At 58.3% G+C, this 26,421-nt stretch carries 25 protein-coding genes and 2 pseudogenes; 12 read left to right on the forward strand and 15 right to left on the reverse strand.

Annotated elements, in window-relative coordinates; genetic code table 11:
* Positions 1-68 precede the first annotated feature (68 nt).
* Together ACFFP0_RS18830 and ACFFP0_RS18835 are read right to left on the reverse strand one after the other, a co-directional pair.
* A complete protein-coding gene (locus tag ACFFP0_RS18830) occupies positions 69-434 on the reverse strand; it encodes a hypothetical protein (RefSeq protein WP_377263670.1) in 366 nt (121 codons plus the stop codon).
* Positions 435-1,016: 582 nt separating this feature from the next.
* Positions 1,017-1,241 (reverse strand): annotated as a pseudogene (locus tag ACFFP0_RS18835) (hypothetical protein).
* A gap of 217 nt (positions 1,242-1,458) precedes the next feature.
* Between ACFFP0_RS18835 and ACFFP0_RS18840 the strand changes: the two are divergent.
* The 3 genes from ACFFP0_RS18840 (at position 1,459) to ACFFP0_RS18850 (ending at position 3,367) form a co-directional block, all read left to right on the forward strand.
* A complete protein-coding gene (locus ACFFP0_RS18840; protein ID WP_377263672.1) occupies positions 1,459-1,935 on the forward strand; it encodes an Hsp20 family protein in 477 nt (158 codons plus the stop codon).
* Positions 1,936-2,030: 95 nt separating this feature from the next.
* The gene (locus ACFFP0_RS18845) at positions 2,031-2,540 is read left to right on the forward strand and encodes an Hsp20/alpha crystallin family protein (protein WP_377263674.1); all 510 of its coding nucleotides are present in this window, start codon (positions 2,031-2,033) and stop codon (positions 2,538-2,540) included.
* 530 nt (positions 2,541-3,070) lie between these two features.
* On the forward strand, positions 3,071-3,367 hold the full coding sequence (locus tag ACFFP0_RS18850) for a DUF982 domain-containing protein (protein ID WP_377263676.1): 297 nt from the start codon (positions 3,071-3,073) through the stop codon (positions 3,365-3,367).
* A 164-nt stretch (positions 3,368-3,531) separates the two neighbouring features.
* Here ACFFP0_RS18850 and ACFFP0_RS18855 read toward each other — a convergent pair whose 3' ends face one another.
* The 9 genes from ACFFP0_RS18855 to ACFFP0_RS18895 form a co-directional block, all read right to left on the reverse strand.
* Positions 3,532-4,131: a HupE/UreJ family protein gene (locus ACFFP0_RS18855; RefSeq protein ID WP_377263746.1), complete on the reverse strand. Its 600-nt coding sequence runs from the start codon at positions 4,129-4,131 to the stop codon at positions 3,532-3,534.
* 91 nt (positions 4,132-4,222) lie between these two features.
* Entirely contained in the window at positions 4,223-5,293 is a 1,071-nt protein-coding gene (locus ACFFP0_RS18860; RefSeq protein WP_377263679.1) for an LLM class flavin-dependent oxidoreductase, read from the reverse strand.
* Positions 5,294-5,373: 80 nt separating this feature from the next.
* Positions 5,374-5,895 (reverse strand): cupin domain-containing protein, encoded by a 522-nt coding sequence (locus ACFFP0_RS18865; protein ID WP_377263681.1) that lies wholly within the window; start codon positions 5,893-5,895, stop codon positions 5,374-5,376.
* An 89-nt stretch (positions 5,896-5,984) separates the two neighbouring features.
* On the reverse strand, positions 5,985-7,709 hold the full coding sequence (locus tag ACFFP0_RS18870; RefSeq protein WP_377263683.1) for a dipeptide ABC transporter ATP-binding protein: 1,725 nt from the start codon (positions 7,707-7,709) through the stop codon (positions 5,985-5,987).
* Entirely contained in the window at positions 7,706-8,614 is a 909-nt protein-coding gene (locus ACFFP0_RS18875; RefSeq protein WP_377263685.1) for an ABC transporter permease, read from the reverse strand. The genes ACFFP0_RS18870 and ACFFP0_RS18875 overlap by 4 nt, the downstream gene beginning before the upstream one ends.
* A gap of 1 nt (position 8,615) precedes the next feature.
* The gene (locus ACFFP0_RS18880) at positions 8,616-9,656 is read right to left on the reverse strand and encodes an ABC transporter permease (RefSeq protein ID WP_377263687.1); all 1,041 of its coding nucleotides are present in this window, start codon (positions 9,654-9,656) and stop codon (positions 8,616-8,618) included.
* A 47-nt stretch (positions 9,657-9,703) separates the two neighbouring features.
* Entirely contained in the window at positions 9,704-11,248 is a 1,545-nt protein-coding gene (locus tag ACFFP0_RS18885; protein WP_377263690.1) for an ABC transporter substrate-binding protein, read from the reverse strand.
* 62 nt (positions 11,249-11,310) lie between these two features.
* Positions 11,311-12,630, reverse strand: coding sequence for an LLM class flavin-dependent oxidoreductase (locus tag ACFFP0_RS18890; protein ID WP_377263692.1), 1,320 nt, complete (start codon positions 12,628-12,630; stop codon positions 11,311-11,313).
* 102 nt (positions 12,631-12,732) lie between these two features.
* The gene (locus ACFFP0_RS18895) at positions 12,733-13,356 is read right to left on the reverse strand and encodes a glutathione S-transferase family protein (protein WP_377263694.1); all 624 of its coding nucleotides are present in this window, start codon (positions 13,354-13,356) and stop codon (positions 12,733-12,735) included.
* A 450-nt stretch (positions 13,357-13,806) separates the two neighbouring features.
* On the opposite strand from ACFFP0_RS18895, the gene ACFFP0_RS18900 reads away from it, so the two are divergent.
* A complete protein-coding gene (locus ACFFP0_RS18900) occupies positions 13,807-14,661 on the forward strand; it encodes a LysR substrate-binding domain-containing protein (RefSeq protein ID WP_377263748.1) in 855 nt (284 codons plus the stop codon).
* A 233-nt stretch (positions 14,662-14,894) separates the two neighbouring features.
* Here ACFFP0_RS18900 and ACFFP0_RS18905 read toward each other — a convergent pair whose 3' ends face one another.
* Positions 14,895-16,139 (reverse strand): type II toxin-antitoxin system HipA family toxin, encoded by a 1,245-nt coding sequence (locus ACFFP0_RS18905; protein ID WP_377263749.1) that lies wholly within the window; start codon positions 16,137-16,139, stop codon positions 14,895-14,897.
* Positions 16,132-16,443 (reverse strand): helix-turn-helix domain-containing protein, encoded by a 312-nt coding sequence (locus ACFFP0_RS18910; protein WP_377263696.1) that lies wholly within the window; start codon positions 16,441-16,443, stop codon positions 16,132-16,134. Before ACFFP0_RS18910 ends, ACFFP0_RS18905 begins: the two co-directional genes overlap by 8 nt.
* A gap of 259 nt (positions 16,444-16,702) precedes the next feature.
* On the opposite strand from ACFFP0_RS18910, the gene ACFFP0_RS18915 reads away from it, so the two are divergent.
* From ACFFP0_RS18915 to ACFFP0_RS18940, 6 genes and pseudogenes are all read left to right on the forward strand, one after another.
* Positions 16,703-18,469, forward strand: a complete 1,767-nt coding sequence (locus ACFFP0_RS18915; RefSeq protein WP_377263751.1) for a hypothetical protein — start codon at positions 16,703-16,705, stop codon at positions 18,467-18,469.
* A gap of 91 nt (positions 18,470-18,560) precedes the next feature.
* Positions 18,561-19,169, forward strand: a complete 609-nt coding sequence (locus tag ACFFP0_RS18920) for a hypothetical protein (protein WP_377263698.1) — start codon at positions 18,561-18,563, stop codon at positions 19,167-19,169.
* A gap of 231 nt (positions 19,170-19,400) precedes the next feature.
* Positions 19,401-19,787: pseudogene (locus tag ACFFP0_RS18925) on the forward strand (carboxymuconolactone decarboxylase family protein); the annotation flags it as partial.
* 43 nt (positions 19,788-19,830) lie between these two features.
* Positions 19,831-20,178, forward strand: a complete 348-nt coding sequence (locus tag ACFFP0_RS18930) for an NAD(P)H-dependent oxidoreductase (protein WP_377263700.1) — start codon at positions 19,831-19,833, stop codon at positions 20,176-20,178.
* Positions 20,179-20,605: 427 nt separating this feature from the next.
* Complete coding sequence (locus tag ACFFP0_RS18935; protein WP_377263703.1) at positions 20,606-21,079, forward strand: DUF3788 domain-containing protein; 474 nt, start codon at positions 20,606-20,608, stop codon at positions 21,077-21,079.
* A gap of 122 nt (positions 21,080-21,201) precedes the next feature.
* Complete coding sequence (locus ACFFP0_RS18940; RefSeq protein ID WP_377263704.1) at positions 21,202-22,119, forward strand: NADP-dependent oxidoreductase; 918 nt, start codon at positions 21,202-21,204, stop codon at positions 22,117-22,119.
* Between the two features lie 471 nt (positions 22,120-22,590).
* Here the strand turns inward: ACFFP0_RS18940 and ACFFP0_RS18945 are convergent, their stop codons facing one another.
* Entirely contained in the window at positions 22,591-23,046 is a 456-nt protein-coding gene (locus ACFFP0_RS18945) for an FCD domain-containing protein (RefSeq protein ID WP_377263706.1), read from the reverse strand.
* Between the two features lie 83 nt (positions 23,047-23,129).
* Positions 23,130-23,888 (reverse strand): GntR family transcriptional regulator, encoded by a 759-nt coding sequence (locus ACFFP0_RS18950; protein ID WP_377263707.1) that lies wholly within the window; start codon positions 23,886-23,888, stop codon positions 23,130-23,132.
* Positions 23,889-24,214: 326 nt separating this feature from the next.
* On the opposite strand from ACFFP0_RS18950, the gene aepX reads away from it, so the two are divergent.
* Positions 24,215-25,129, forward strand: a complete 915-nt coding sequence (gene aepX / locus ACFFP0_RS18955; protein WP_377263709.1) for a phosphoenolpyruvate mutase — start codon at positions 24,215-24,217, stop codon at positions 25,127-25,129.
* Positions 25,130-25,196: 67 nt separating this feature from the next.
* Complete coding sequence (locus tag ACFFP0_RS18960) at positions 25,197-26,387, forward strand: pyridoxal phosphate-dependent aminotransferase (protein ID WP_377263711.1); 1,191 nt, start codon at positions 25,197-25,199, stop codon at positions 26,385-26,387.
* Positions 26,388-26,421 lie beyond the last annotated feature (34 nt).

A 26,421-nucleotide genomic window follows, 5' to 3' on the forward strand; every position in this document is an offset into this window, starting at 1 on the left:
TCCACTCGCTTCAACTCCCCCTCCATCCGCCAGCAAAAGACGGATGGTCAGACGAAACAGGTGGGGGGTCAAAATTGGACGCCGGTCACCCCGCCAGAGGGGTCAATATTCCACGCCGAAACACAGGCATAGCGGTTGTAAAGTCCGGTCAAGGCGTCATGCCGTGCCATCCAATCGGCGCGCGCTTCCGCCTGATCACGTCGCCGTTTTTCCTGCCGCAGGTCCAACAATCGGAGGCATGCGTAAACGATGCTCATCAGGCCGACGACATCGAGAACGAGGAGCAACTCGTCCAGCTCAAAGGCTTCGTAGCGATGAAGGAAATTTAGGATTCTCTCATGGGCATCCGTTCCATGCGCGAAAACAAGAACGACAGTTCCACAGAAGAAAATGATCGAGGCCTGCCAGCCAGCCCTGGTACGAAAGAACGCCATACAAAACACACCGTGGAGGCTGCGGTCATGGCAGCGACTTAACGCCATTCATCGGCGACCGAAGGACGGTAGCATGGCTCCCTTAAGCCTTTCCTTATGTGCTCGGAGCGACTGACTGCTGAGATATACTAGGCTGCGGCGTTCGAAGGGCGCGCCGTCAACCTTCTGATATGAATCTCGGTTCTTGATCGTAGTGCGCTAGATGCGCAAGAGCTCGTGGAGGCGTCTGCCGGCAAGTGCTCCCGGTGCATTGTTCGGTCTGCTGGGCCAACCGCTGCACATCGTGGTAGCGATAAACTTCGCGCGCTATCTTCTGGTCGGCTGCGACTGAAGCCGATCCCTGGGGAAGCCAGGAGGTCTTCCCCCTTCCTTCCCTGCAAACACCGTCTGCGCACGGCAGAGCCGTCCGCTCTCAGGGCGGGGGAAATCCCACCAATCCACAAACCGATCCGTCCCGCTCGCCGTGCAGCCCGGCCGTGCTCGCCGGCATTGACGGAAGAAAAGGATTGGAACAGCGAAGCCGTGGCGGCGGAAATCGAACGTATCGCACTGGATACGGTGAGCGGCGGAGAGGTGTTCAAGCTAATCGGCTTGCTCCTCCTCATCGGCGGTCAGCAGATCGACGAGCGCGGCCACCCTGCCTGCCGGCAGATGCCGTCCTTCGCCCATCAAGGCTTCGTCGTTGTTGGCTCAGGCGAATGCCTCGGCGAGTTCAGCCTGCGTCGCACCCGTTGCCACCACCTCAGCCACCAACGTTTCATCGACAGGTCCAAGGATGGCGGTGACGTCGTCGGAAGTCATTGGCATATCCGTTGCTCCTTTCTCGATTTGGTCTCACACGAATCTGGTCACGCAAACGAAAAAATCAATTTTTTATGTCAGGGAATTCGCTCCTCTTGAAACTGTAAGCTACGGAATTATATCAATATTGTTCGATTGCCCAATGGGGATCGACAGGTCCAGGAGACGCCATGTGCTCTTGGCGTCTCCTTGTATCCATGTTGCTTACAAGGAGGATATGGCTATGAGGACAAACCTCGATTTTTCTCCCCTGTTCCGGTCGAGTATCGGTTTCGACCGAATGTTGAATGCGCTCGAGGCTGCAAGCCGCATCGAGACGATCGACAGCTGGCCTCCGTATGACATCGTCAAGTCCGGCGAGGACAACTATCGCATTGCCATGGCAGTGGCGGGCTTCTCGCAGGAAGAGCTGACGATCACCCAGGAGCAGAACATGCTCTTCGTGTCGGGCCAGAAGGCAAATGCCGACGATGTACAATATCTGCATCGCGGCATCGCCGGCCGCTCGTTCCAGCGCCGGTTCGAGCTTGCCGACCATGTCAAGATCGTGGGCGCCGGCCTCGTCAACGGTCTGCTGACTATCGATCTCAAGCGCGAGATCCCGGAAGAGATGAAACCGCGCCAGATCGAGATTTCGACCGACATGGCTCTGCCGAAGGTCGAGACGAAGCAGATCGAGGCCGAGAAACAGGCGGCTTAAGCCTTCCATCAGCGCAACACGCGCACAAGGCGCCGGGCGATGCCCGGCGCCAGCAGGGAAGCTTTGCCAACTGAACCAACAGAAGGAGAAGAAACATGAGTGTTCGTGATTTGATTCCGTGGAACCGCAACAACGGCAACCAGGTTCCGAGTCTCCTGCGCGATGACGACCGTGATCCCTTCCTGTCGCTTCATCGCGAGGTAAACCGTCTGTTCGACGATGTCTTCCGCGGCTTCGGTTCCGGCCTGCCGTCCTTCGGAAACGGCTTCGCGTTCGGTGCCGGCTGGCCGAGTGTCGAGATCTCCGACACCGACAAGGAGATCAAGGTGACCGCCGAGGTGCCCGGCCTTGAAGAGAAGGACATCGAGGTCCTGCTCAACGATGGCGTCCTGACGCTGAAGGGTGAAAAGCGCTCCGAGAACGAGGACAAGGACCGCCAGTTCACCGAGCGTTATTACGGCCGGTTCGAGCGCCGCATCCCGCTCGGCGTCGAGGTCAAGGAAGACCAGGTCGATGCCCGCTTCAAGAACGGCGTGCTGACAGTGACCCTGCCGAAGACGGAGAAAGCACAGTCGCAGGTCAAGCGCATCGCCATCAAGAGCTGATCGATCCAACCCGGCCGGCGGCCGGCCTTCTGGAGGCCGCCGGCATCCTTCGCCAACAGGGAGGGATGAACGATGGAAACGGTCAGACGCTCGTACCATGAAGCATACGCACCGACTTCCGGTTTGCGGCTTCGAGCGACAACCGGCACTGTCATCTTTCCTGAGGACGCTGTTGGGCAAGGAGAGAGATGGCTCGACTGTCGACCAAGTCTTGTCAACCTCGTTCGGGAGAGAGGCTCTGACAATCAAGCGCCCGGCTCGGGCTTGTTTTGGACACAAAGGCTGCCTATATAATTTCCATCGGCATTGCTGATGAGCGCTGAAACGAATTCGCCGCTCGCAATTGCCGCCGTCGTTTCAAGACTTTTGACCACGGATGTACTGGCACTGGTGAGTAAGCGATGATGAGGAAGGTCGGTGCGGTTTCGCCCCGGCCTTTTTTGTTGCCTTCGAAGCTTTTCCGCCATCTTGAAGGCGCAACGTCGTCCTCCTAGATCATGGCCGTCAAACCGATCACATAGGAGGACGCAATGGCCGGTAATCTGTTTGACCGACCTCTTTTCGTGAAAAGAAAACATTTTATCCAGGAAATGGGATGCCTGGATGACATCTTCGATTTCCTCGAGGATTGGCCGGAGGAAAAGCGGGATATCGCCTTCGAGACAATCTTGAAGGCATGCCGGGATGCCGCGGTAGGTCGGTTCGCACTGGATGCCGTCCGCGACAATTTCGAGCGATTTCTCAGGAAAAACGGCATGCTGGCGAAGACGGAAGAAAGCCCGTTTGTCTGTCAGCGCACCAACGACCGTAACATCAGTGGGCTGTAGGAGCCGGTGGCGATCCGCATGCGAGCATATGGCGAAACGAAGGAGCGCGCTGGACCGCGCCTGAACTCACCGTTGATGCAGCATCATCGAACGAGGAGAGCGGCCCAACCGCCAGAATGAGTTAAACCTCAGATCTAGGATGAACGACAGGATCGCCACGGGACTTAGAGAATGTTGACAAGGAGGCCGATACCAGCAACTGCGGCAAGACCTCCCGTCGATCGCAGGAAAAGCCTGCGGCCATGTTCCCCGATTCTGCCGACGAAGGCGCCGATCACGATGCCGATCGAATACAAAAGAGCAGTTGCGAGCACGAAGCCGGCCGCACAAACCGCGCCTCCGGCATTTTCCGGCATCTCCGTACCATGGGCGTGGCCGTGGAAAATTGCAAACAACCCGACAATCCCCATGGCAACGGCGGTCGGCATACTCAACCGGAGAGCAACGATCAAACCAAGCGCGACGACGGAAAGCGCAATTCCCGTTTCCACCAAGGGGACGGACACGTGCATCGCCCCAAGCGCACCGCCGATGATCATGACGACTACGAAGGCCGACGGCACTGCCCAAAGCGCTCGCCCACCCAGGTGACATGCAAAAACACCGACCATCACCATGGCAAGAACATGATCGATACCCGAGATCGGATGCCCGAAGCCATGAACAAAGCTGTTTGTGTCACCACTGCCGGTGTGAGCGAACGCGATCGAGGGCATGGATGAGAGGAGCAGAGTAGCAAATAATTTCGCGAGCTTAGAAGTCATCGATGATCTTTCTGTAGAATCGGCCATTTGCCCTCTTGCAGGCATTGGAGACGCAAATGTCGGGCTGCGGTTGTCGTTCAGCCCAGATCGCTCAGGCAGCGGAACGCTTCAGCAGTGTCTCAGGCACATTCGGGATAGTGGCAGGCTCAGGCTTCCATCCGAGTGCCGGCGCAACTTTGGTGGCAATCAATTCCAGGGTACGAGCAAGCTGGTCGAGATCGGGCACGCCGGGGTTCACCTGGCACAGAATATCCGTTGCAAGTGGGAGGCATTGTTCGTCCGATAGCTGATCAACGACCTCGTCGGGCGAGCCATAGAAGGCATGGAAACGGGCCAGGTAGTCGTCCAGTGAAAGCCCGGCCGGGAATCGGCCCCCCTCCACCATCTTCTGCGCGACCTTCTCGATCCCGTCCCGAAGTTGGGCCTTGGCCGTGTCCTTGTCCTTTGCTGGATAGACCAGCCGCGACAGGCCGATCCGCGGGCGCCGGCCTGCATTCGCCGGATTTTCGTCCCAGGCCTCCAGATAAGCGTCGGCCCAGGGCCGCTGGACCAGATCCGTGCGTTCGCTGTAGCCGTAGGCCGCACGGTTCAGAAGCAAGTTCGAACCGGCCGCCGCGGCATACCGCGCGCCCTCAGGGCTAAAAATTCCCTGCCAGATGCGGTCCCTTAGCCCTGGAGACTGTGGCTGCAAGATCGGCCCACCGTCAAAGAGCGGCTCGCCGGCATAGGCGCGATAAAGGAGCTTGACGCCCTCAGTGGTCCGCTCCCGACGCTGCTCAATGGGCACTCCGAACGTTTGGAAGAGCTTTTCTCCGTTGCCCGAACTGATTCCGAGCTCGAGCCGTCCGCCACTGATGACATCTAGCGTCGCAGCGTCTTCCGCCAACCGAATGGGCGATTCGAGCGGAAGGGTGACGACGGCCGTGCCGAGACGGAGGCGCTTGGTGTTTTCAGCGACCGCCGTCAGGAAAGTCAGCGGCGAGGCGCCAGCGCCCGGACCATGGCGACCGTCCTCGAAATGGTGCTGGGCGACCCATCCGGAATCGAAGCCGAGTTCCTCTGCGTAGCGGAACAGGTCGATGAAGGCGCGGTAGAGGTGTGGCAGATCGGTGTGGGCTTCCAGATGCGACAGAAAACCGAGACGAAAACGGTGCGCAGTCATGACAGAGGCTCCTTGCGAGGGCGATACGGCGAGGTGACGGCAGGCTTCGCGAGCGCGTTCGCTCCCGACTTGCCGAGTGATCATTCCGGTTTTGGCGCTGCGTGAATCGGGTCGACCCAATAGACGTTCTCCGGAGCCTCGACAGGATCGACATCGGTGATGTTCACCACGACCGCTTCATTATCGGACCGGACGAGGACGCATTCGAGGACCTGGTCGGGATCGGCATTGATCTCCTGATGTGGAACGTAAGGCGGCACGTAGATGAAATCGCCGGGACCGGCTTCGGCCACGAATTCCAGACGATCTCCCCAACGCAGGCGGGCGCGCCCGCGAACGACATAGATGACGCTTTCCAGAGGCCCGTGGTGGTGAACGCCGGTCTTGGCATCAGGCTCAATGGCGACGGTTCCCGCCCAGATTTTCTGAGCGCCGACCCGCGCATGGTTGATGGCAGCCTGGCGAAACATGCCGGGGGTCTGGGCGGTATTCGCGTCCAGACGGTCACCTGGGATCACCCTCACCCCGTCATGTTTCCAGCGCGGAACTTCGGAATCTCCCGTGTGATGATGGTGGTGATTGTGAGAATGATCATGCGACATTCCGTTCCCCTTTCTTCTCCGTTGGGCTTTGCGCCATCGCCCCGGTGCCTCTCGAAGGCGATCACGGATACAAGCGATGGCGATGTGTTTCAGGATGCGGCTTCAAGCTGTTCGCGCAGTTCCTGACGCGAACGTCTGTCGATCGAGCCGGTCGACGTTACCGTGGGCGCAGAGCCGACCAGCAGCCGGGTGTAGAGATGGCTCGGGCGATTGACGACATCGTCCGTCGCGGCGGATTCGACGATCGATCCGCGGTAAAGAACGATAACCCGGTCTGTCACTCCTGCGACTGAACCAAGGTCGTGCGAGATGAACATCAGCGAGGTGCCGCTGGCACGCAATGAGTTCAGGATTTCCAGCACTTGTACCCGATTTGCTGAATCGAGCGCGCTGACCGGCTCATCGAGGATGAGCACCTTGGGCTCGGTCACGAGCGCGCGGGCGACGGCGATGCGCTGGCGCTGTCCGCCTGATAGCTCGCCCGGAAAGCGATCCAGCAGATCGGGCTTCAGGCGGACCTGCTCCAGCCGAAATGCAATACGTTCCTGGATCTCGGCTCTCGATATTCCGCCCCGCAACTGCAGGGGTTCGGCGAGCGTCTCGGCAATCGTCACTTCGGGATCGAGACTGCGAAGTGGATCCTGAAAGACGTACTGGATGACCCCGCGCTTGCGGAAGTCCCGCCATCGGGCGGCATTGAACCCGGTAATCTCCTCACCCGCGATCGATATCCGGCCCGCGCTCGGCGCGACAAGACCGATGAGGGCGCGGGCAAGGGTGGACTTGCCCGACCCGGTCTCTCCGATCACCCCGATAGACTCGCCCTCTCGAAGGGTGAACGTCGCGTCCCGAAGAGCTTGCCGTCGCGACGTCCTGGAGTCGTAGCTGACGCAAACACCTTCCGCGCGGATAAGAACGGGGCGGCTATCAACGAGTTTGGGTTTCGGCTCGGTCGGCTTAGCGTCGAGGAAACGCTCCAGACCGTAGAGATGATGCTCGCCGATCAGGAGGCGCGTGTATTCATGTTTCGGCCGGCGCAGGACCTCCGCCGTCGATCCCCTCTCGACCACGTCGCCATCGCGCAGGACAAGGACCTCGTCGCAGACCTGCGCGACAACCGCGAGGTCATGCGAGACGACGATCAGAGACAGTCCGCGGCGTTCCTTCAGATCGACAAGAAGATCGAGTACCTCCGCCTGAACCGTGACGTCCAGCGCTGTGGTGACCTCGTCGGCAATCAGCACCTGTGGATCGAGCGAGATGGCCGCTGCGATCAATACCCGCTGCAGCATGCCGCCCGAAAGCTCGAATGGATACTGGCTATAAACCAGCTCCGGATCGCGCAGCCGGACATCCTCCAGAAGCTGCAGCGTCCGTTGCCTGGCTTCCTGCCGGCTGACGCCACGCTTCGTTCGAATGACCTCGGCGATCTGGGCGCCGACCTTGATCGATGGGTTAAGGTAGGAGCCGGGGTCCTGGAAAACGGCGGTGATGGAGGTTCCCCGCAGTTGCGTCCACTGCTTCTGGTCAAGCGCAAGGACATCATGGCCGAGAAGGTCGATCGACCCTTCCGAGACCGTAAACAGCTGCGGAAGGATTCCGAGGACCGAACGGCAGGTCAGTGTCTTGCCGCTACCGGACTCGCCGACGATCCCGACCACTTTCCCCTTCCGGAGGGTGAAGGAAATGCCGCGAACAACGTCTTTACCGGTGATGGTGTTGCGTATGGTGACTCCATCCAGGCGAAGCACCGTTTCGCGCTCCAGGTTGATCGCGGCGGCGATCTGCGAACGATCAATAATTTCGGCTGTCATCGCGATTCTCCATTCGGTGTAGACAGGATCGCTGCGGAAGTCTTTTGGCCGGCCGTGGGTCGTCGCTTCTGTTCCCGGCGCACCAAAAGCGCCCGGCCGGATTCGCCGGACACATCGCGGATGACATCAGCGAGCAGGTTGAAGGCCAGCACGGTGAGGACGATCAGCACTGTGGTGAAGAGCGGCGCATAGGGCCGAAAATTCAGGTAACCGAGATCGGAGGCCAGAACCCCACCCCATGTGGGTGCAGGCGGCTGGACACCGATGCCGAGGAAGGTCAGGCTGGAAACGACGACAAATCCGGTGCCCATCGTGTTTGCAAGCGTGATCGCGATCGCGGGCAGCACCTTGGCCCAGACATGTTTGCGTACGATCCAGCCGATCGAAGCGCCCGACAGGATCGCCGCCTCGACATATTGCGAGCGGGAGATCGTCAAGGCGGCCGCCCGCGCCACCCGGTAGAAGGCCGGAGAGACCATGATGCCGACGACGAGCATGGCCTGCGGAATGCCGTTGCCGAGCAACGCCGTGACCGCGACCGCAAAAACCAGAAAGGGCAACGCGATCAGGGTGTCGACAAGGCGGAGGGTCAGCCATTCGAAGATCCTGCCCAGATAGACGGAGAGGATCCCGGGAATGGCGCCGACAAAGAGCGCGATCAGTGCCACCTGAACGGAACCGAGCACACTGATGGTCGAACCCGCCAGGATCCTGCTCAAGACGTCCCGGCCAAGATAGTCCGTTCCGAGCCAATGCTGCGCGCTCGGATGTGCAAGCAGGCGGTCGGTCCCGAGCAAAGGATCATACGGCGCGAGCGAGGGGCCGAAGACCGCCAGGAAGATTATAAACGACAGAAAGAGAACGGAAAGTTTTCCAGACGGCAGTTGCCAGACACCACGTATCATCTCAGATTCCCCTCGCCGATGCCGGGCTGAGCCGAACCAGCAGAAGATTGACGAGCAGATTGAAAACGACCACCAGCACGATCGCCAGAACGAGCACGCCCTGGACCGCGGGAACATCGCCGCGGCTTGCGGAATCGGCGGCGAACCTGCCGTAGCCGGCAAGTCCGAAAACGGCTTCGGTGACCACGGCTCCGCCGATCAGGTTGGGAAATTTCATCCCGAGCATGGTCAGCGCCGGGCCGCTGCCATTGCGCAGCACGTGACCCCAGAAGATGCGTTCGCTACTGAGCCCACGCACGAGGGCGCCCGTGACATAGTTTTCACGAGACGCCTGGATGAGACCCACCCGAAGCTGCCGGGCGATATCGGCAACCGCTTCCATGCTGAGCGCAAGTGAAGGCAGCCAGATATGATTCAACCACTGCCAGACGCCGCCTCGCTCGATGGAGACATAACCGGCCGAAGGAAACCAGTTCAGCCAGACTGCAAAAATCGCGACCAGACCGATACCGACGACAAACGGCGGCAACACCGAGACGAACGTCGTGAAAGTCGTGATCGAGCGGTCGATCCAGGTGGTCTGAAATTTTGCGGCCGTCACACCCAGAATGGAGCCCAGCGTTACCCCGATCAGCAGTGCGAGGCCCGCGACCGAAAGGCTGATTGCGGCACGAGATGTGAGCAACAGGGAAATGTCAGCCCCATTGTACCAACTGCGGCCAAGGTCCCCCTGCAAAATCCCGCCGAACCAGTTGAGGTATTGCTGCCAAAGAGGCAGGTCGAGACCCCATTCATGTTCGAGTGCGGCGATTGCCTCCGGCGTGGCTGATTCCGACAGTTGCAGGTGCGCCGGGCTGAGGCCGCTCAGTCCCTGCAGGGCAAACGTGAGGAGCGTCGCGAAAAAGAAGACCGTGACGAACACGATGATCGAGCGAACCGCGAGCAGAAGCGTCGATCGCGCGGCGACTGCCCACCCACCGGATACACCACTCGGCTGCCTGATGAAGCCTGCAGCCCCGCTTTCAGAATTTATGCTCGCCATTTTTCACTCTCCTGTAGTGCCAGGTCCTGCCTCGCCGGCAGCAGCGATCATTCTGCGATGGTCACGCCGGTCAGATGGATCTGGCCGGGAATTTTCGGCGGTGCCGATATCTTCGGCGACTTCACGATCAGCGTCGGGGATCCATAGGTGAAGACCAGCGCCCTGCCCTGCAGCGCCACCCGGGTCGCAGACTGCAGGTTCTTAGCGTAGTCCGGAGAGTCGAGAGGGGTCTCGCGTGCAATCTTGATTGCCGCATCGAACCCTTCCGGCACATAAGGTCCGGACAGGTTGAGCGGCCCTTTTGGCCCGAAATGCGCGGTCAAGGTCTGCACCGGCGATTCTCGACCAGTGGTTCCGTAGGAAGAAAGCGCCAGATCCTTGGCGAAGAAAGGCGTTGCCCAGTCCGGAGCCACCCTCAATTTTGCCTCGATGCCAACCGCCGCCAATTGCCTCTGGATAAGCTCGTTCGCGGTCGAAGGCTCACGAACGACGAAGTCGACCTTAATATCACCTGGCTTATAGCCGCCCTCGGCAAGCAGTTGCTTGGCCTTTTCCGGATTGTAGGGCCAGAGATCGGCTGACTGAGGATCGTAGGCGATATATCCGGCAGGGAACGGCTGTGTGGTGGCAACGCCGGTACCGAACGTGACCTTGTCGACGAACTCCTGCCGGTTGACGGCATATCGGATCGCATCGACGACCTTCGGATTGTCGAACGGCGGTTTGTTGACATTGATGCTGATATTTTGAGCGGCATAAACAGGATAGGTCAGAACGTCCAGACCCGCCTTCTTCGCGACCTCGATCTGGGAGGCATTGAGGCCATAGGCGAAATCGTAGACCCCCGTCTGGATAGACGCTACCAGTTGCGAGGCGTCAGGCGCTGCGGACAATTCGATGCGGTCGATATGGATATTTTTTGCGTCCCAGTATCCGTCGAACTTCTCGAAGTAGATATGCGATTCCGGGACATACTCGACGACCTTGAACGGTCCGGCGCCGATTGGCCACTGGTCCAGCTTCTGGGGATCTTGAGCTGCCTTCGGGCTGGTGATCTGGGCGACGCGACGGCCGAGGAGAAGCGGTATCTGATGATCGACCTGGGTAAGATTGAGCGTGACATCCGTCTCGTTGTCGGCGGTCACGCTGGCGATCGATGTCAGATCACCGGCCAGGGCGGAGTTCTTCTGGGTCTTCGCCCGCTCCAGATAGAGCTTCACCGCCTGTGCATTCACCGGCTCCCCGTCCTGGAATTTGAGACCGGGCCGCAAGTGGAAGGTGATCTTGTCGCCGGTCTGGTTATAGGTCCAGCTTTGCGCCAGTCCTGGTGCGACCTTGCCGTTTTCGTCGATCTCCGTCAGTGAGGCATAGGCGATGGCAGTCTGATTGAAACTGTAACCGCTGCCCTGGACGACGGGGTCCCAATGAGCATTGAGAGTGGCCGCCCAGCGCAGCACCGCCGGTTTCTTGTTCTGTGTCGCGGGCGACGCGCTCACGACGTTTTGCCCGTTGTTGTACCAGAGGAAAGCGCCGCCTACCGCGAGCGCGGCGATGATCGGAATGCCGATAAGGTATTTCGTGTTCTTGCCCAAGGTTCGTCTCCTTCCTGCAAGCAGGATGTTGTTGTTCGTTGGCCCGCATCGGGGATGTCGGATCAGGGGTTGGGCACTTTCTTCAGACCGAGATTTCCACGCAGCGTCGTGTCCTCGTATTCCTTGCGGAAATAGCCCTTGTCCTGAAGGATGGGGACGACCTCGCGCGCGAACCGTGTGAAATTAGCGGGATGGCTGAGACGCACGTTGAAGCCGTCGAGCGCGAAGGCGTCGAACCAACGGATCAACTCGTTGGCGACAGTTTCCGGCGACCCGACAAACGGGCCGTTTTTCGGCTGCCTGATATGCTCTATGGTTTGGCGCAAAGTGAAACCACGCTCGACGGCGAGGTCCGTGATACGCTTCGCGCCGGTGTAGAAGCTGCTGCGGGCATATTCGAGTGCCGCGGCGGGGAACGGTGCGTCGAGATCGTACTGACGGAAGTCATGCCACCCGAACGAGCGGCCGAACTCCGCAAGCGCCTGGTCGAAGCTGTGGTCCGCGAAATGATAGGCGCGCTCAAGTTCACGAGCATCATCGTCGGTATCGCCGACCACGATATCGGTGCTGGGAAGAATGACAATGTCTTCCGGTGCGCGGCCGTAGGCTTTCGCGCGCCCCTTGATGTCCTTGTAGAAAGCCTGCCCGTCTTCCAGGCTCGCCGCGTGGGAGAAGATACCCTCGCCGATCCTGGCGCCGAGGTCGCGGCCCTGTTCGGAATTGCCGGCCTGGAAGATGACCGGCTCTCCCTGCGGCGAGCGTTCGATATTCAGAGGACCGACGACCTTGAAATGCTCTCCCACATGGTTGAGAGGATGGAGCTTGGACTTGTCGAGAAACTCTGCCGTCTCGCGGTTTCGGACGAAAGCACCGTCACGGTAGGATTTCCAAAGCCCCTGGGCCACTTGCACGTGTTCGAGGGCGCGCCCGTAACGCGTGTCATAATCATAGTGCTCGTCTCGACCATAGTTTCCGGCAGTTCCAGCATCACCGCTGGTGACCACGTTCCACCCGGCTCGGCCGCGACTGATCAGGTCGAGCGACGCGAAACGTCGGGCAACGTTGAACGGCTCGTTGTAGGACGTCGTCAGGGTTCCGACGAGACCGATATGTGTCGTCCGGGTGGCGACGCCGGACAGCAGTGTCAGGGGCTCAAGCCGGTTCAAATAGTGGGGCGGAGAGTTCTCGGTGATGAACTGGCTGTCGACGATGAATATGAGATCGAACTTCGCCTCTTCCGCCTGCCGGGCCACGTCGATGTACCAGTCGATGTTGACACTGGAATCGAGCGGGATGTCCTTATCAAGCCAACGGTTGTGGTTTCCGGGACCACCAGCCCCCGTCGGCACAAGACCAAGCTTGATCTGCCTTTTCGATGCCATTTCGAGATTCTCCATTCAGGAAGCAGCGGAACGTTCAGCCGAACCGCAGGTGTTTCGTGGCCAGGCGGACGGGCCGATCCGGACAGGTCCGCCCACTTTTATTCAGGCTGCCTTCGGCACCGGCGCGGCCGTTCGAAGTAGGAAGTCATTGCGTGCGAAGCTTTCGAACCATGTCCCGAGCTTTGGCCGTCCGGATCGCCAGACGAAGTCGGGAAAGCGAAGGTCGAGATATCCAAGGGCGGAGCCGAGCGTGATCGTGCCGATGTCAACGGCGTGACTCGGCGCATGTTGATCGCTTTCCAGCGCATCGAGGGCCGAGACGATCTTGTCGAACTGCCGTTCCTGCCAAAGGGGCCAGCGAAGGTTCTCCGGCCGAGCCGTTCTCTCGTAGCGGATCAGCAGGGCAGCATCCAGAATCCCATCGCTCAATGACTGGAGCGCCAGAGCTTTCCAGCGCAATCCGTCTTCCTGTGGAAAGACGCGCGCCGCGACTGTATTGGCGTCGAGGTATTCAGCGATGACACGGCTATCGAAGAGCGCCAGGCCTTCGGGCGTGACGAGCGTCGGCACCTTTGCCAGAGGATTATGTGCGAGAACCGAGACATCTCGATCAATGGGATGTGGAGCCGCCTCGATGCGATCGATGTTGTCGTAAAGGCCTGTCACGATCGAGACGGCCAGCACTTTCCGCGCAAACGGCGAGGTGGACGAATAATAAAGTTTCAAGATCCCTATCCCTTGTCTGAGGCTCACCATCACCCGGTGGCGGCCGCCGGCCTAATGGGGCAAGGCCGTTCTCTGGACCTGGCCTTTGCTGACCGGCCACTCGCGAAGAAACCAAATGGTGCGATTTAACCCGCGCTAACCAACGCGGTCCGAGGCTCAGTCAAGCTGGCCTCACGGATCCAAATCGTTGGCCGGCGTTCTTGCCGCCACTGCGGCGAAAGCCGCGCTTCCTGATTGAGCAATCTTCATACACATGAAGTGGTCCCCTCTCGCCTATGGGCAAAACCCTCACCCCTAATGTCTATTAACTTTATAGACTATTATGGAATGGGCACGCACGAAGTTTTCAAATATCAAACGATTCGTGGAAAACATTTTGCATTTCAAAAACTTTTCACGGGCGTATAATCCGATGATCACAGATGGAACGGCGGACGTCTCTTGAGCGACATGAACACCAACTTTGATATCGATGTTCTCAGGACGTTCATCGAGAGCGTACGGCACAAGAGTCTTGCGAATGCAGCCGAACGCCGCGCGAAGAGCGCATCCACCGTCACCTTGCAGATCCAGCGCCTGGAACAGCAGATCGGTGCAAAGCTCTTTCAGCGTGCGGGCAGAGGTGTCGTACCGACGGAACACGCTTTGCGATTGCTGCCCTATGCGGAACGTATTGTGCTGGCCAATGATGAGGGGCTTCGAACAGTGGGGTCGAGCCCGAGCATGGAAACGATCCGCATAGCCGCGCCGGCAGATATTGCCGAAATCTGGTTGCCGCGGCAGCTATCCGATTTCTTGGTTATTCACTCGGATATCTCGGTAGAGGCTCAGGTCCTTCGTAACAGCGAAATCATTGAGCGCATCGACAATGGTGAGGCGGACGTGGCGCTTCACTGGAGCAGATCCGGCGATGGAAGCACCGCGCGACCGGCGGCAACATTCCCGATCGAATGGATGGCCGCGGCATCTTTTTCAGCTGATCCCCAACGGGCATGGCCCATTGTGGTGCTTCAATCGCCCTGCCTGTTTCGTGACCTTGGGGTCACTGTACTGGAAAAAGCAAACGAGCCACTGCGCATTACCATGGCGACAACCGGAGTGACAGGCCTTTGGTCGGCAGTCGCTGCAGGGCTAGGTATAACGTGCCGTGTTCCACTCGGCGCCCCGGAAGGTGTGGTTCGCTATCAGGACGAGCGCTTGCCAGCACTGGGAGCGATTGATCTCGCACTGCGAACCTCCAGGACGGCAAGTGCTAAAGCGCGTGACCTCGAAGCATATTTGATGGAAGCAATCCGGAAGCTATGAAGTTAGCAACAACGACGTCTTTTCTGTAGTTGGCCTTGACGGCGATTTAGCGGTCGATCGTAGTTTCGATTAGTGTGACGAGCTGTAGCGTGTTGTATAGGCTCGCAACATCCGATTCCTGCGGTTGGTCGAGCGGTAAGTTCCAAAGCCTGCCACATAAACGGCTAGCAGTTGGCGTGATTAGGAATCTAACCATCACAACCTATCGATCCACGCGATAAGTTTTCATCTTTTCAAAGGGTTAAGATCGGCGTCATCACCTTCACGTGCGTATCGATCCGCTCAAGCACCTTTGCCGGAACGATCTCACGCTCCGGCAGCGACCACCAAAGCTGGTTTACGCGTTCAACTGTCTCGGTCACCGCTTTAAGCACGGCAGCTTCCGGTAAGCGTGCACGATTGGCGAAGACCTTCCATCGCTGCGCGTTCATTGCCCTGAACGAGCGCTCACCTGCAAGCGACAACGCCATGGCATCCGCCGGGATATAAGGCACGGTCGAGAGCACGTCGTAAACGGGGGCGAGTGCCGGCCTGTCGCCAGCGCCGCGATAGATAAGCGACCAGTTCTTCAGGTGCATATCACCATTGCCGATGATGGCGGCCAAAGCCAGTCGGCGGACGAATTCGAGTGCGGCCGCTGACGAGACGGCAACGCCGAGTGCGGCGGCGATATCGTGATAAGCCGCACCTTCATATTTGCGCGAAGGATAGATGCCGAACACCTGAGCGAAATCCTCGACATGGATCCGCTTTCCGCCAGCGCCACGATCGAAGCGTTTGACGAGCAGGACTTTTCCGTCCGACAGCGTCTTGAATTCCTCCGGAATACTCTCGAATTCCGATTGCTCGACGAGCTCACATTCCGGCACGTCCATACCGATTGCTTCGGCCAAAGCGAGATTGGCATATTCGTTTTCCGAGACGCCCGGAAACGATGTCGACGGAAACTTGGCGATGTAAGAACCCTGCTCATCCCCCAGTGGTATGGTCAGGCCGCCACCCTTGCCAGTGTTCTTGATGACAGATAGCTTCATCTGCACACCCGCGAGCGAAAATCGGGCTTTCGGTTTGGGAAGTGACAAATCGTCGATACGAGCAATCGCCCCTTCGCTCGGTATGACACGGACTGCACCCGGCAGATCCGAGCCGAGCGCGACAAGCAGGTCAAAGTCGTTTCCAGCGCGAACACTGCCTGCGTGGTGCTTCTCCATCGCCTCGCGCAGCTTGTCCTCGGGAAGAAGATTGGCAAAGAATGCAGGCAGGGCTCTCGCAACAGGCTTGGGATCCTTGCGCAGTCCTCCGGTTGCCGCGCGGAAAGACAGACTGAGCACAGGAAAGCCGCCCATCGCGCGATAGCTTTCCTCGAAGCTGAACGCATTGAAGTCGCCAGGCGTCCTGACGATTGTGCCGACCTTCAGATCGTTCAGCAGCACCTCCAGCGATGAGATGTCTCTTGGATCGAGAAAAGCCTCAGGCATCGGCATCACCGTCAGGACCGGCGAAGAAGGCAGGCAGGTCATCGTCGTCATCATGCGGCTGCAATAGAGCATCGACCGCCGGGACCATCGCCTGCGGGATAAGCATCAGTTCAAGCCCGAGCGCGCGAGCAATGTTGATCAGGGTCGTCGTGCGGGCCGCGGCACTTCCGGTTTCGATCTCTCGATATCGAGGACGCGATATGCCCGCCATGTCGGCAACCTGCTCTTGAGTGAACCCCAAGCCTTTGCGCGCCATCTTCAACAGCTGACCGATTTCCAGCAGAGCCTCTGACTCAGCGTTCATTTTGATCTCTAAACATATCATTATGTTCAAGTTGATATGTTTACATATCCTTATCGACCAAGCTAGTCAAGGGAAATGATATGAAAGAGGATCGTAACGGGAAAAATGATCTGTTTACGGATCGCTTATGCGTACGTCTAGGTGACGGAAGGAGCGAGCGCCACCGCTGAAATATCTTTCTTCCGATACATGTTTTGTTAAAGGCCGGCGCCTATTCCCGCTCGCCCCCGGCACTGATGCCGCGAGAAATGGAATGAGTATGCCCAAACAAGATCTTTCATCACGTCATTTTCAGCGAAAAATCTCGGAATTCTGTGAGGTGCGCATCGCGCCGATTGCATCGAAGCGGGTGCTGGAGAATCTCCGGCCCTACCTCATCAGCCTGATCATCTACCGCAAAACGCCCCCAATCCTGAATGGCCGCATCGACTGGACGACGATCGGGCAAGCCTGCGGGATCGAAGATGAGTTGACAGCGGAATTGAAGAAGCAGCTCCGACCGGGACTGGACGCAATCATCCGATGGCTCGGAGCGCCACCTGCGGCCGAAGACGTCCGACCGGCAAATCCAACCGTTCGATCGAGCAAGGCAACGCAGAGCAAGCCGACAACCGCCTCCGCCACCCGAAAACCACAAAGCGCCGCGGCCGACGGAACCTCGGCCCAATTCGCTTCCGCGCCGCGCGGCCCGCAGCCGAAACCGATCAGTCCGTTTCCGGAGCCATTGTTTGAAGCGACCGACGATCCGGCGAGTTTTCAGGATGCGCTTATCTATCAGATGCGCCGGTTTGGCGACAGCTATTGGCAGCTTTACCGCGCTGTCGTCCGTTTGAATGAGACCTTCGACAGCAAGACCCTGCTGTCCTGGATTCAGGGTGAGCGCGTGCCGCGGTCAGTTGCGAGCTTCGACATCCTGTCCCGCATCGAGCGGCGTTACCGGTTGTCGGAAGGATATTTCAAGGCGAAGATGCCGCATCAGGCGAGGTCGCTTTACGGTCACGATCTTGGCGATATCACTCCGGCTGAGCGGAGGCGGATTTCGTTACATTTGCCGGATGATTTCAGCAGTCTACCCTTCACCAAGCGGGAAGAGATCCTCGACTGGGTGCGCCGGGTGATCATATCCGGCTCGACAGAATATCGCCGTTACCAGGCTGCGGCCAGCAAACAGCGATACGCGATCCGCTTCCCTGGCGTCACCTATGGAGGAGGCTCTCTATCACCTCGGCCCCTCACGAAAGCTGTTGGCGCCAACCATAATACTGCGGAAGATCTCGAAGATCCCGACCTGCTGTCCGGCGTAGTTGACGCACCGCCACGGCTGGCGATGGAAATGACTGACCTCATCCGCTTCAAGACCTCGACGCTGACTGCGATCGGCTTTCAACGCAACGGCGTCTGGGGCGAGGAAACCGCTTCACAAAAGATCGAGCACCTCGGCTTGATGTTCGGCGCGCTTGCCGCCTCCCCGTCCGGCATTGTCAAAGGCCGTGGCGTACCGCTCAGCCAGTTGAGCTTCGGACTGCTTGTCTTCCCCGGTGTTTGGGACTGGTATCTGCAATGGCGCGAGCAGCGGCGTGGCTTCTACACCAAATGGGAAGAAGACATGCTGATGGTGGCGCAGGCTCTCACCCGGGCGGAAGTGGGCTGGATCCGCCAGCACCCTGAACTCCTGAAGAGAGTCCGCCCGATCAATGGCCTCATCGCACCGGAAGAGATTGACTTCGCTGCGCGCGACTGGCACGGAGCCTGCGACGCGTTTCACCGACACGCCGCCAATCGTTCCAAGGAAATCCAGCGGGTGATGCGCGTCCATCGCGATCCGTTCGAGCCGATCATGTGTATCCTCGAAGCTGACAGCCCGCTGGCGGAATATCGCAAGATCACCGACGAGATCCTGAAACGCATGCCGGACGAAGACCGCTATCCACGACCGGCGGCGGAAGCCGTTCGCTCCTTCCTGCTTCTTCGGCTTGGCCTGCATCTCGGCCTTCGGCAGAAAAACCTTCGCCAGTTGCGCGTCTGAACTCCCAATCTCCAGGATCGGTCGTCAGTTCACACTTCGAACATACCACAACACCCGCATTGCGAATTTTCATGCGTTGATTGTCCATCGAGTGGCGGATCGCATCGACGCCCATCTTGTTCTGAACAAACCGAAGGGCGGTAAAGGCCACTGGTACCAACTGGGCGGTTCAACATTTACCACGCCGAGAATGATTGCCGCCCACCACGCGCTGGCTATAGCGCTTGGTAGAATGCTCGATGAGACCGTTTTGACCGGACAGACCACCTTCAGAGCAGAGTTTGACCTGACGGACGAACGGCGAAACATCTATCCCGCATTGCCCGACCTTTCCGGTGCTTCCAGACACCTGAAAGAGTCATTGTCGAAAGTGACGTATCCGCAAGCGGTGTTGGAGGAGGCTCGCAGACACAGGGAAGATTATGAGACCGACCTTCCCTTGCATCGAGAAATCGAGGTCGTGGCAATTCTTTTCGGCAAGAAGGAGAAAAAGGTGACGGGTTTTGCCAGCGCCGCATTCGGCGAGAAATGGAAAACGGACGAAGCGGAGGAATCAGAGGGTTCAGAGGAATTCCTCCCAGGGGAAGAGGGTGTTTGGGACGTGGCGGATGCCGTCACCGATCAGCTCAAGGCAAGCTTAAGCGAGCTGCCAGGCTGTCAACGGCTGTCCATCGGTCATAGTGCGCCAGTTCCAGCTTAAATAAGTGACGAAGATCTTGATGGGAACAGAACCTACGCCTCACTGAGGAGAAGCTTGATCGGCAATCCAACCCTTTCCTTCTCCTAATATGCTCTCGTCACCGTTAATGTGGATCGCCTGCCCGTTGATATAGCCCGAACGCTTGGAGGTCGGCCTCACCGGTATCCGAGGTAATCCTTGACGGCGTGGCGAATAAATCGAGCCAGTCAGATCCTGCATGGTTCAAGGGAACTCAGCAAGGCGCTTGACGTGAGGACACGAGACAGCATCGGCCTTGCTGTCTCCGAAGTGAACGGCTGCAACTATTGTCTCACGGTTCACAGCTTCACCGCCGAACATATGGCCAAGCTGCCGGCCGAAGAAATCATTCTCGCTCGCAAGGGCCATGCAAACGACCCGAAGCGGGATGCGGCGGTGCAGTTCGCGAGAAAGGTTATCGAGACCCGCGGGAAAGTCGGCGATGATGATCTGAAGGCTGTCCGCGATGCCGGCTTCACCGAGGCGAACATCATCGAGATCGTTGCTCTGGTGGCCATGTTCACCCTGACGAACCTGTTCAACAACGTCTTCGATCCGGACAAGGACTTTCCCATCGTTGCCGCGGCGGGCTCGATCTGAATTCCGCTCTCTCGCAACCTCATGAAGCTGCTGGATCAATCCCATGAACATTCTCCACATCGATAGCAGTCCGCGCCAACAATCACATAGCCGTCAGCTTTCGGCGGCGATCGTCGAAAAGCTTCTTGAGGTCGCGCCTGGCGCCGACATCGTCCGGCGTGACCTCGGCGCTGATCCCCTACCTCAGACCGCGGCCCTTTATGCCGCCGCGCCGGCGTCTCCGACTACCTTGGTCGACCCGCCGGCAGGGTCGCTCGATCTTTCGGAACAGCTTATTCGGGAGGTCGAAGCGGCGGACGCTGTCGTCATCGGAACGCCGATGCACAACCTGACCATTCCCTCGGTCTCAAGGCCTGGATCGACCAGATCCTGCGCGTCGGCCGCACGATGAAATCAACGCCCGCCGGGAAGGTCGGAATGCTTTGGGACCGTCCAGTGTTTATCGGTGTGGCTTCCGGCGGCTTCTTCACCGGCGAGCGCGCCAACCAGCCGGATTTCTGACGCCCTACCTATCGGTCGCGCTCAGCTCCATCGGGCTAAAGAGCCAGCAGTTTCTCCCGCTTCAAGGAACGGCCTTCCTTGACTGGGAGCAGGCGGCAGAGGCGAGAGCCAAGACGCTTGCAGCTCTCGACCTCACCGCCGTGACGCGCCTGACCGGAACCAAAGATCAACCCGTAATGATCGCGAGCGTCGGCTGGATGCATGCCGACCTCGCCATGCCCCGGCAAGCGTCGCCAGGCGCACATTGAGGACGCAAGGCTTCGAACGTCCGTACGTCAACCATCCGGCGCAGCCGGACCATCAAAACGAGGCTTCAGATGATTTTATCGACGTCTACGCTCCCCAAGATCGGTGACAGGATCACCGGCAATTCGACACCGCCCGATGACGGCGCTATCCGCGAATGGCTGGGCCCAGAGGCATACGGTCAATGGACTGAACTGCGGACCTGGATCGACGCGTCCTACCCTGAAGTGTTCGCACCGGACTGGCTTTACGGCGGAAAGAACCGCGGTTGGTCCTTGCGCTTCAAGAAGACCAGGGCGCTTACAACTTTGGTGCCGGAATATCGGCGGTTCTCCGCCATCGTCGTGATGGGCAGAGCGGAACGGGAGAAGTTCGAGGAGCGGCGCTATGCCTGGCGGCCGCAATTGGTCGGAGCCTACGATGATGCAAAGACCTACATCGACGGGAAGTGGTTGACGCTTCCCATCTCGTCCAAAGATGCGCTGCAGGATGTGACAGAGCTTTTGGCGATGAAGCGTCCGCCACTCTCATCCCGTTTGCAATAGTTCCGCAGGAGCCGACACCGAGGGGACCGCAAAGTGCATCTACCCGCAGCTACCCAAGGGAGATCGAAATGGTCTTCCGCGCTGTATCACCACAATCATCAAATATCTGAGGAGACAAATCGATGAAAGCGATCATAGCAACCGACGAAGCCGCCGGCACGACCGGCATGACGCTGGCGGAGCGGCCGCAGCCGCAGGCAGCGATAAACGACGTCACCGTTGAAGTGCATGCGTCGGGCTTCGTGCCAACCGAACTGAGCTGGCCCTCGACCTGGACGGATCGCATCGGCCAAAGACGGACGCCATCAATCCCGGGACATGAGTTCGCCGGCGTGGTTACCGCCCTCGGCTATGGTACGACCGGCCTGTCTTTGGGACAACGCGCGTTCGGCCTGACGGACTGGTACCGCGACGGCACCCTGGCGGAATATGTGGCCGTAGAGGCCCGCAACCTCGCGCCGCTCCCGGGTGACGTGGAGTTCACAGTGGGTGCGAGCCTGCCGATCTCCGGCCTGACCGCCTGGCAGGCACTGTTCCAGCATGGCCGTCTTCAGGCGGGTCAGAGCGTCCTTGTACATGGCGCCGCCGGAGCGGTCGGCTCTATCGCGACGCAACTGGCCCGCGAATTTGGAGCCTATGTCATTGGGACCGGACGTGCTGCGGACCGTCAGAAGTCGCTGGAGTTCGGCGCAAACGAGTTCGTCGATCTGGCAAATGACACGCTCGAGGAGATTGGGAGCATCGATCTAGCGCTTGACATGATCGGCGGCGAGATCCAGAAGCGCTCCGCAGGTCTGGTGCGACCGGGAGGAGCTCTAGTTTCCGTCGTTGGCCCGGTCGAAGCGCGCCCTGCCGATGGTCTAGCGATTGATTTCGTCGTCGAGTCCGATCGTGCTCAACTGGGCGAGATCGTTCAGCGGGTACGTGACGGACGCCTTCGGACGAACATCGACCACATCTCTACACTCGATAATGCCGTCGCCGCATTCAACTCGACGGAGCGCCGGACAGGCAAGACGATCATCCGCACTAGCGTATGAGAGACTATAGGCATCAATGAATTGAGTCGTTGGTTTTCTGAAGCGATCCCAACTTGAGTCCTCACGGCCGGAGCAACAACTCCGGCCGAGAACTTGGCGCACGTTATCTTCTAGAAGGTAGCATGCGCAGGTCTGGCGGCAGCATGCGGGTGATCGAGCAAATGATCGATGCGTACGTAGCGCTTTTTGCAGTGAAAGGGATCGAACCAGCTACCCCTTTGCCGGTGCTATGACCAAGCTCACCGCCAAAGGCAAGGTACATGGAGATGGGGATGATCATTGATTTGTCCACGCGCCGTGCGATTGTAAGATTTCTTAGATCTGCCAGCCCTCGAGTTGCCATCGGTCGGTCGGCTTCGACAACCTCGAAGAAGACATCCGCCCGTTCGTGCCTCAGAACGAATCCGTTGCCTTTGGATGATCGTCAGGTCGCGCAATCGGCGACACCCTATCAATACAGCTCGGTGAGCGCTATGGTGATGGGTGACAGCTTGGCAAGGAGCTGCTTCGCCTGGGTCTCTCACAGTTTGACGTATGCGGCGGGACAGTATCAAACAATAACCTATAGCGCCGTTCCGCACATTGCAGCAAAATGGTCGAACAGAGCTCCTCCTCTCGATTAAACAAGGCGTTTACCAAGGCTGCAGTCCTGTCAAGAATTTCTCTGGCGGCTTCTGGCTCCCGCAATTCGCACTCGCGAAAATGACGAGTTTTTTCGTTCAGGCTCCATATCGTACGAACCATCTTTTGATTGTGAGCGAGGGCCGCGATCCGTTCGTGCAGATGCTCCTGAAAAGTCACGACTTCCTTTGCAAAACTCTCAACGTCCGGCATTTGAGTTCCGGGCTCCCAGGCCTGAATGATCCGCGGGATGCGTAAACCTGCAAAATGGAAGCCGCCCAGGTTCTTCCTGATGGCGTAGGTCATGATGGCCGTCGCGATCTCCAGATCCTCACGAACCTCCCGCCTTGAGGCCTCGGGGCTTGGTTTCGAATGGGAGGACAACTCGATCATCCTTTCAAAGGACTTTCGCATAGCAATGTTTCGACAGACTTGTTGTCGGCGGCCGACCTTTGCATCACACCATGTACCAGTTCGGGAAGCAAGCTTGTCTTGATCTTGAGCTGTTGTTCAAGGTTCCTAATCGCGTCTTCAGTTCGGCCGCCTTCAAGCAGATGGATGAACTGCGCCATATGATCCATGACCTGATGTTGGCGTTGAGGTTTAAGAAGATCGAATTCGCGTATGAAGCTCGTGCGGTCGATAAAGTGTTGCACATGAGCTTGTAATATTGAGTTTCCCGATATCTCGACCAGCCGCTGATAGAGCGTTTCCAAAAAAACCACGAACGGAGACACCCCATTTGCACCTGATTGGAAATCCGAGATATTGACCTGGATTTCTGCGAGCGGCCGTAGACCTGTCAACGAAAGACCCTGAGGGTTCTTTCGTATCGCATAGCAAATGATCGCGTATGCCGCCTCGTACTCTGCCGCGAGCTGATCCACGCTCGGTATTCGTGAAAAGTACCCCCTTCCAGCCGGCGCTTGCAGGACAAGTTCCTCATTTGCCAACCGGATCAGCGCTTCCCTCACCGGTGTGGGACTGACATTCAGAGCTTTCGCTATCGTTCGGATATTCAGAAAGCTCGAAGGCAGCACCCTGTATGAAATTAATACCGCCCTGATACGCGCATATACCTGGCCGGCCTTGTCGTGATCATCGTTCATGTCTTCATGACTGGAAAACAGTGGCTGCTGCTTTTGCATTTCGACAACCCCTCCGAACGCGTGTCATCTCCGACGGGAATTCAAGCGCGATAACTGACACAATCTGGAGGAAGGACGGTATCAGCTTTATTCTCGTTATGCTTGCTATATCATCAAAATCTTGAGGAAATTTGTCCGGTATATCATCGAAGCGTCTGATGGCGCTCTGATATTTTGAAAAAGTTGCGTCGACATATCAGTATAGTCTCTTTATATCCTCCATATCTCATTGAAATATCGGCAATATTTCGTCCAATTTTTAAATATTTTCCTTGCATTTCATAAAACTGTCACACATCCTTTTGCCAGATGAAGGAGACGTGCCAATGAATACACAGGTTTCTTCTCTGCATGCGTCAATCGTGTCACTAGACACTTCGATCCAAACTTTGACTGATCTCATACAGTCTCAGAATCTCGAATTTATCATGGAGGCGCATGACGGCCTTTCGGCAGCAGTTGCCGCGCAGGCCGGCTTCAAGGCGCTCTGGGCATCTGGTCTCTCCATTTCCTCGAGCCTTGGCTATCGAGACGCCAACGAAGCGAGCTGGACGCAGATGGTCGACGTTGTAGAGCGTATGGCCGATGCGAGTGGTTTGCCCATCCTCGTCGACGGTGACTCGGGTTTTGGAAACTTCAACAATGCCCGGTTGCTCGCAGCAAAGCTCCAGCAGCGGGGCGCCTCCGGTGTCTGCCTGGAGGACAAGGGCTTTCCGAAAATGAACAGTTTTGTTGGAAACCGCCACCTTCTCGCTGATGTCGACGAATTCTCCGGGCGGCTTCGGGCAGTTAAGGACAGCGTGCCGGACATGGTGCTTGTGGCCCGTATCGAAGCGCTGATCGCCGGATATGGCCTCGATGAGGCCCTGGAACGGGCCACTGCCTATGCCGATGCAGGAGCCGATGCGGTTCTCATCCATTCGCGCAAGAGCGACGCCGCAGAGATTCTTGAATTCACGCGGCAGTGGGCCGGGAAGCTGCCCGTGGTGATTGTTCCCACGAAATACTACAAGACACCCGTATCGGCTTATCGTGAAGCCGGGATATCCACGGTGATCTGGGCAAATCATAATATGCGTGCTGCGATTGCGGCAATGCGTACTACATGCGGCCGCATATTCGCGGAAGAAAGCATCGCGAGCGTGGAAGGGGACGTCGCGACGTTGGAAGATGTCTTCGGTCTCCTCCGGTATGACGAGTTGTCGGCCGCGGAAGACCGATATCTCCCAAAACACGCATAAGATCGAACGCTGGTCGGCGTTGAGACCGGCCTACCAAATGTCAGCAATCCGTGTTCAGGAGGCGCACATGCTTGCGCAACGGACTTCCATGTTCAAATCGTCAGGCACAGCCGCCGCACGAGCGGCTGCCAAGGCCGCCGCCGATGCTGGGAAACAGATTGTCGATCTCACCGCCGGCGAAATCTGGTGCGATCTTGCCCCTACGATCCGGAGTGGGGCAATCGAGGCAATCCAGAAGGGAGTTAACCGCTACACGGACACGATCGGGCTGGCCGAACTGAGGGAAGCACTGGCGCGAAAGGTCTCTCTGGACACAGGACAGGGCTGGAAGTCGGACGAAATCGCCGTCACCAGCGGCGCAAAGCAGGCGCTGTTCAATACGGCAATGGTGCTGCTCAATCCCGGCGATGAAGTGATCATCCCCTCTCCCTATTGGACTACCTTTCCAGCGCAGATCATGATTGCCGGCGCGACCCCTGTCTTCGTCGAAACACGTTCCAGCGGCTACGTCCCGCGTATCGACGATATCGAAGCCGCCGTGACCGAGCGGACTCGAGCGATTGTCATCAACACGCCCGCCAATCCCACAGGCGCGGTTTATGATGTGCAGACTTTGATCTCAATCGCAGAGCTCGCCAACAATCGGAATTTCTGGGTGATCTTCGACGAATGCTACGGAGACTTCGTCCACGGTCAACAGAGTCATCATCCGATCGTTACCTTGGTGCCTGAAGTCCGTTCGCGGACCGTGATAATCAATGCGTTCAGCAAGTCGCTGGCGCTAACCGGATGGCGTATCGGGTATCTCGCGGCGCCGAAGGATGTGGTCAACGCCGTCAAGGCATTGCAGTCTCATACGACCTCCAATCCGAACGTGATCGCACAGCATGCCGTGCTTGCCCATCTGCACCAGAGCGACGGTGTTTACGAGGGAAGGCTTCGTTCCCGACTCGCAAGCGCCAGGCAGGCCGGACTCGACGTGCTGTCCGCACTTTCAAGAGTTCCAGTGCCGAAGGCCCAAGGCGGTTTCTACTTTTATCTCGATCTCTCGGATCTGCTGAATCCAGGGACGGTGAACGGCGCCGCAGTGACTGCCGATGATGTCGTGAATTCGCTTCTCAGCGAAGCGGGTGTCGCCGCGGTCTCAGGTACGGCTTTCGGCGACCCCGCCGGTATCCGCATCTCTTACGGGATCCCCGCGGACATGCTTGAGACCGGGCTTTCCCGGCTCGTCGAGGTGCTGAACGCCTGGAAATAATCCGATCGACGATCCAATCGAAAAAGGGATGCAA

It is taken from the genome of Neorhizobium puerariae (assembly GCF_042429745.1).
GTDB lineage: Bacteria > Pseudomonadota > Alphaproteobacteria > Rhizobiales > Rhizobiaceae > Neorhizobium > Neorhizobium puerariae.

Bases quoted from the DNA above. Each gene is read 5' to 3' on its own strand.
- ACFFP0_RS18830 (WP_377263670.1), bottom strand. From the start codon at position 434: ATGGCGTTCTTTCGTACCAGGGCTGGCTGGCAGGCCTCGATCATTTTC.
- ACFFP0_RS18840 (WP_377263672.1), top strand. From the start codon at position 1,459: ATGAGGACAAACCTCGATTTTTCTCCCCTGTTCCGGTCGAGTATCGGT.
- ACFFP0_RS18845 (WP_377263674.1), top strand. From the start codon at position 2,031: ATGAGTGTTCGTGATTTGATTCCGTGGAACCGCAACAACGGCAACCAG.
- ACFFP0_RS18850 (WP_377263676.1), top strand. From the start codon at position 3,071: ATGGCCGGTAATCTGTTTGACCGACCTCTTTTCGTGAAAAGAAAACAT.
- ACFFP0_RS18855 (WP_377263746.1), bottom strand. From the start codon at position 4,131: ATGACTTCTAAGCTCGCGAAATTATTTGCTACTCTGCTCCTCTCATCC.
- ACFFP0_RS18860 (WP_377263679.1), bottom strand. From the start codon at position 5,293: ATGACTGCGCACCGTTTTCGTCTCGGTTTTCTGTCGCATCTGGAAGCC.
- ACFFP0_RS18865 (WP_377263681.1), bottom strand. From the start codon at position 5,895: ATGTCGCATGATCATTCTCACAATCACCACCATCATCACACGGGAGAT.
- ACFFP0_RS18870 (WP_377263683.1), bottom strand. From the start codon at position 7,709: ATGACAGCCGAAATTATTGATCGTTCGCAGATCGCCGCCGCGATCAAC.
- ACFFP0_RS18875 (WP_377263685.1), bottom strand. From the start codon at position 8,614: ATGATACGTGGTGTCTGGCAACTGCCGTCTGGAAAACTTTCCGTTCTC.
- ACFFP0_RS18880 (WP_377263687.1), bottom strand. From the start codon at position 9,656: ATGGCGAGCATAAATTCTGAAAGCGGGGCTGCAGGCTTCATCAGGCAG.
- ACFFP0_RS18890 (WP_377263692.1), bottom strand. From the start codon at position 12,630: ATGGCATCGAAAAGGCAGATCAAGCTTGGTCTTGTGCCGACGGGGGCT.
- ACFFP0_RS18900 (WP_377263748.1), top strand. From the start codon at position 13,807: ATGAACACCAACTTTGATATCGATGTTCTCAGGACGTTCATCGAGAGC.
- ACFFP0_RS18905 (WP_377263749.1), bottom strand. From the start codon at position 16,139: ATGCCTGAGGCTTTTCTCGATCCAAGAGACATCTCATCGCTGGAGGTG.
- ACFFP0_RS18910 (WP_377263696.1), bottom strand. From the start codon at position 16,443: ATGAACGCTGAGTCAGAGGCTCTGCTGGAAATCGGTCAGCTGTTGAAG.
- ACFFP0_RS18915 (WP_377263751.1), top strand. From the start codon at position 16,703: ATGCCCAAACAAGATCTTTCATCACGTCATTTTCAGCGAAAAATCTCG.
- ACFFP0_RS18930 (WP_377263700.1), top strand. From the start codon at position 19,831: ATGAACATTCTCCACATCGATAGCAGTCCGCGCCAACAATCACATAGC.
- ACFFP0_RS18935 (WP_377263703.1), top strand. From the start codon at position 20,606: ATGATTTTATCGACGTCTACGCTCCCCAAGATCGGTGACAGGATCACC.
- ACFFP0_RS18940 (WP_377263704.1), top strand. From the start codon at position 21,202: ATGAAAGCGATCATAGCAACCGACGAAGCCGCCGGCACGACCGGCATG.
- ACFFP0_RS18945 (WP_377263706.1), bottom strand. From the start codon at position 23,046: ATGACCTACGCCATCAGGAAGAACCTGGGCGGCTTCCATTTTGCAGGT.
- ACFFP0_RS18950 (WP_377263707.1), bottom strand. From the start codon at position 23,888: ATGCAAAAGCAGCAGCCACTGTTTTCCAGTCATGAAGACATGAACGAT.
- aepX (WP_377263709.1), top strand. From the start codon at position 24,215: ATGAATACACAGGTTTCTTCTCTGCATGCGTCAATCGTGTCACTAGAC.
- ACFFP0_RS18960 (WP_377263711.1), top strand. From the start codon at position 25,197: ATGCTTGCGCAACGGACTTCCATGTTCAAATCGTCAGGCACAGCCGCC.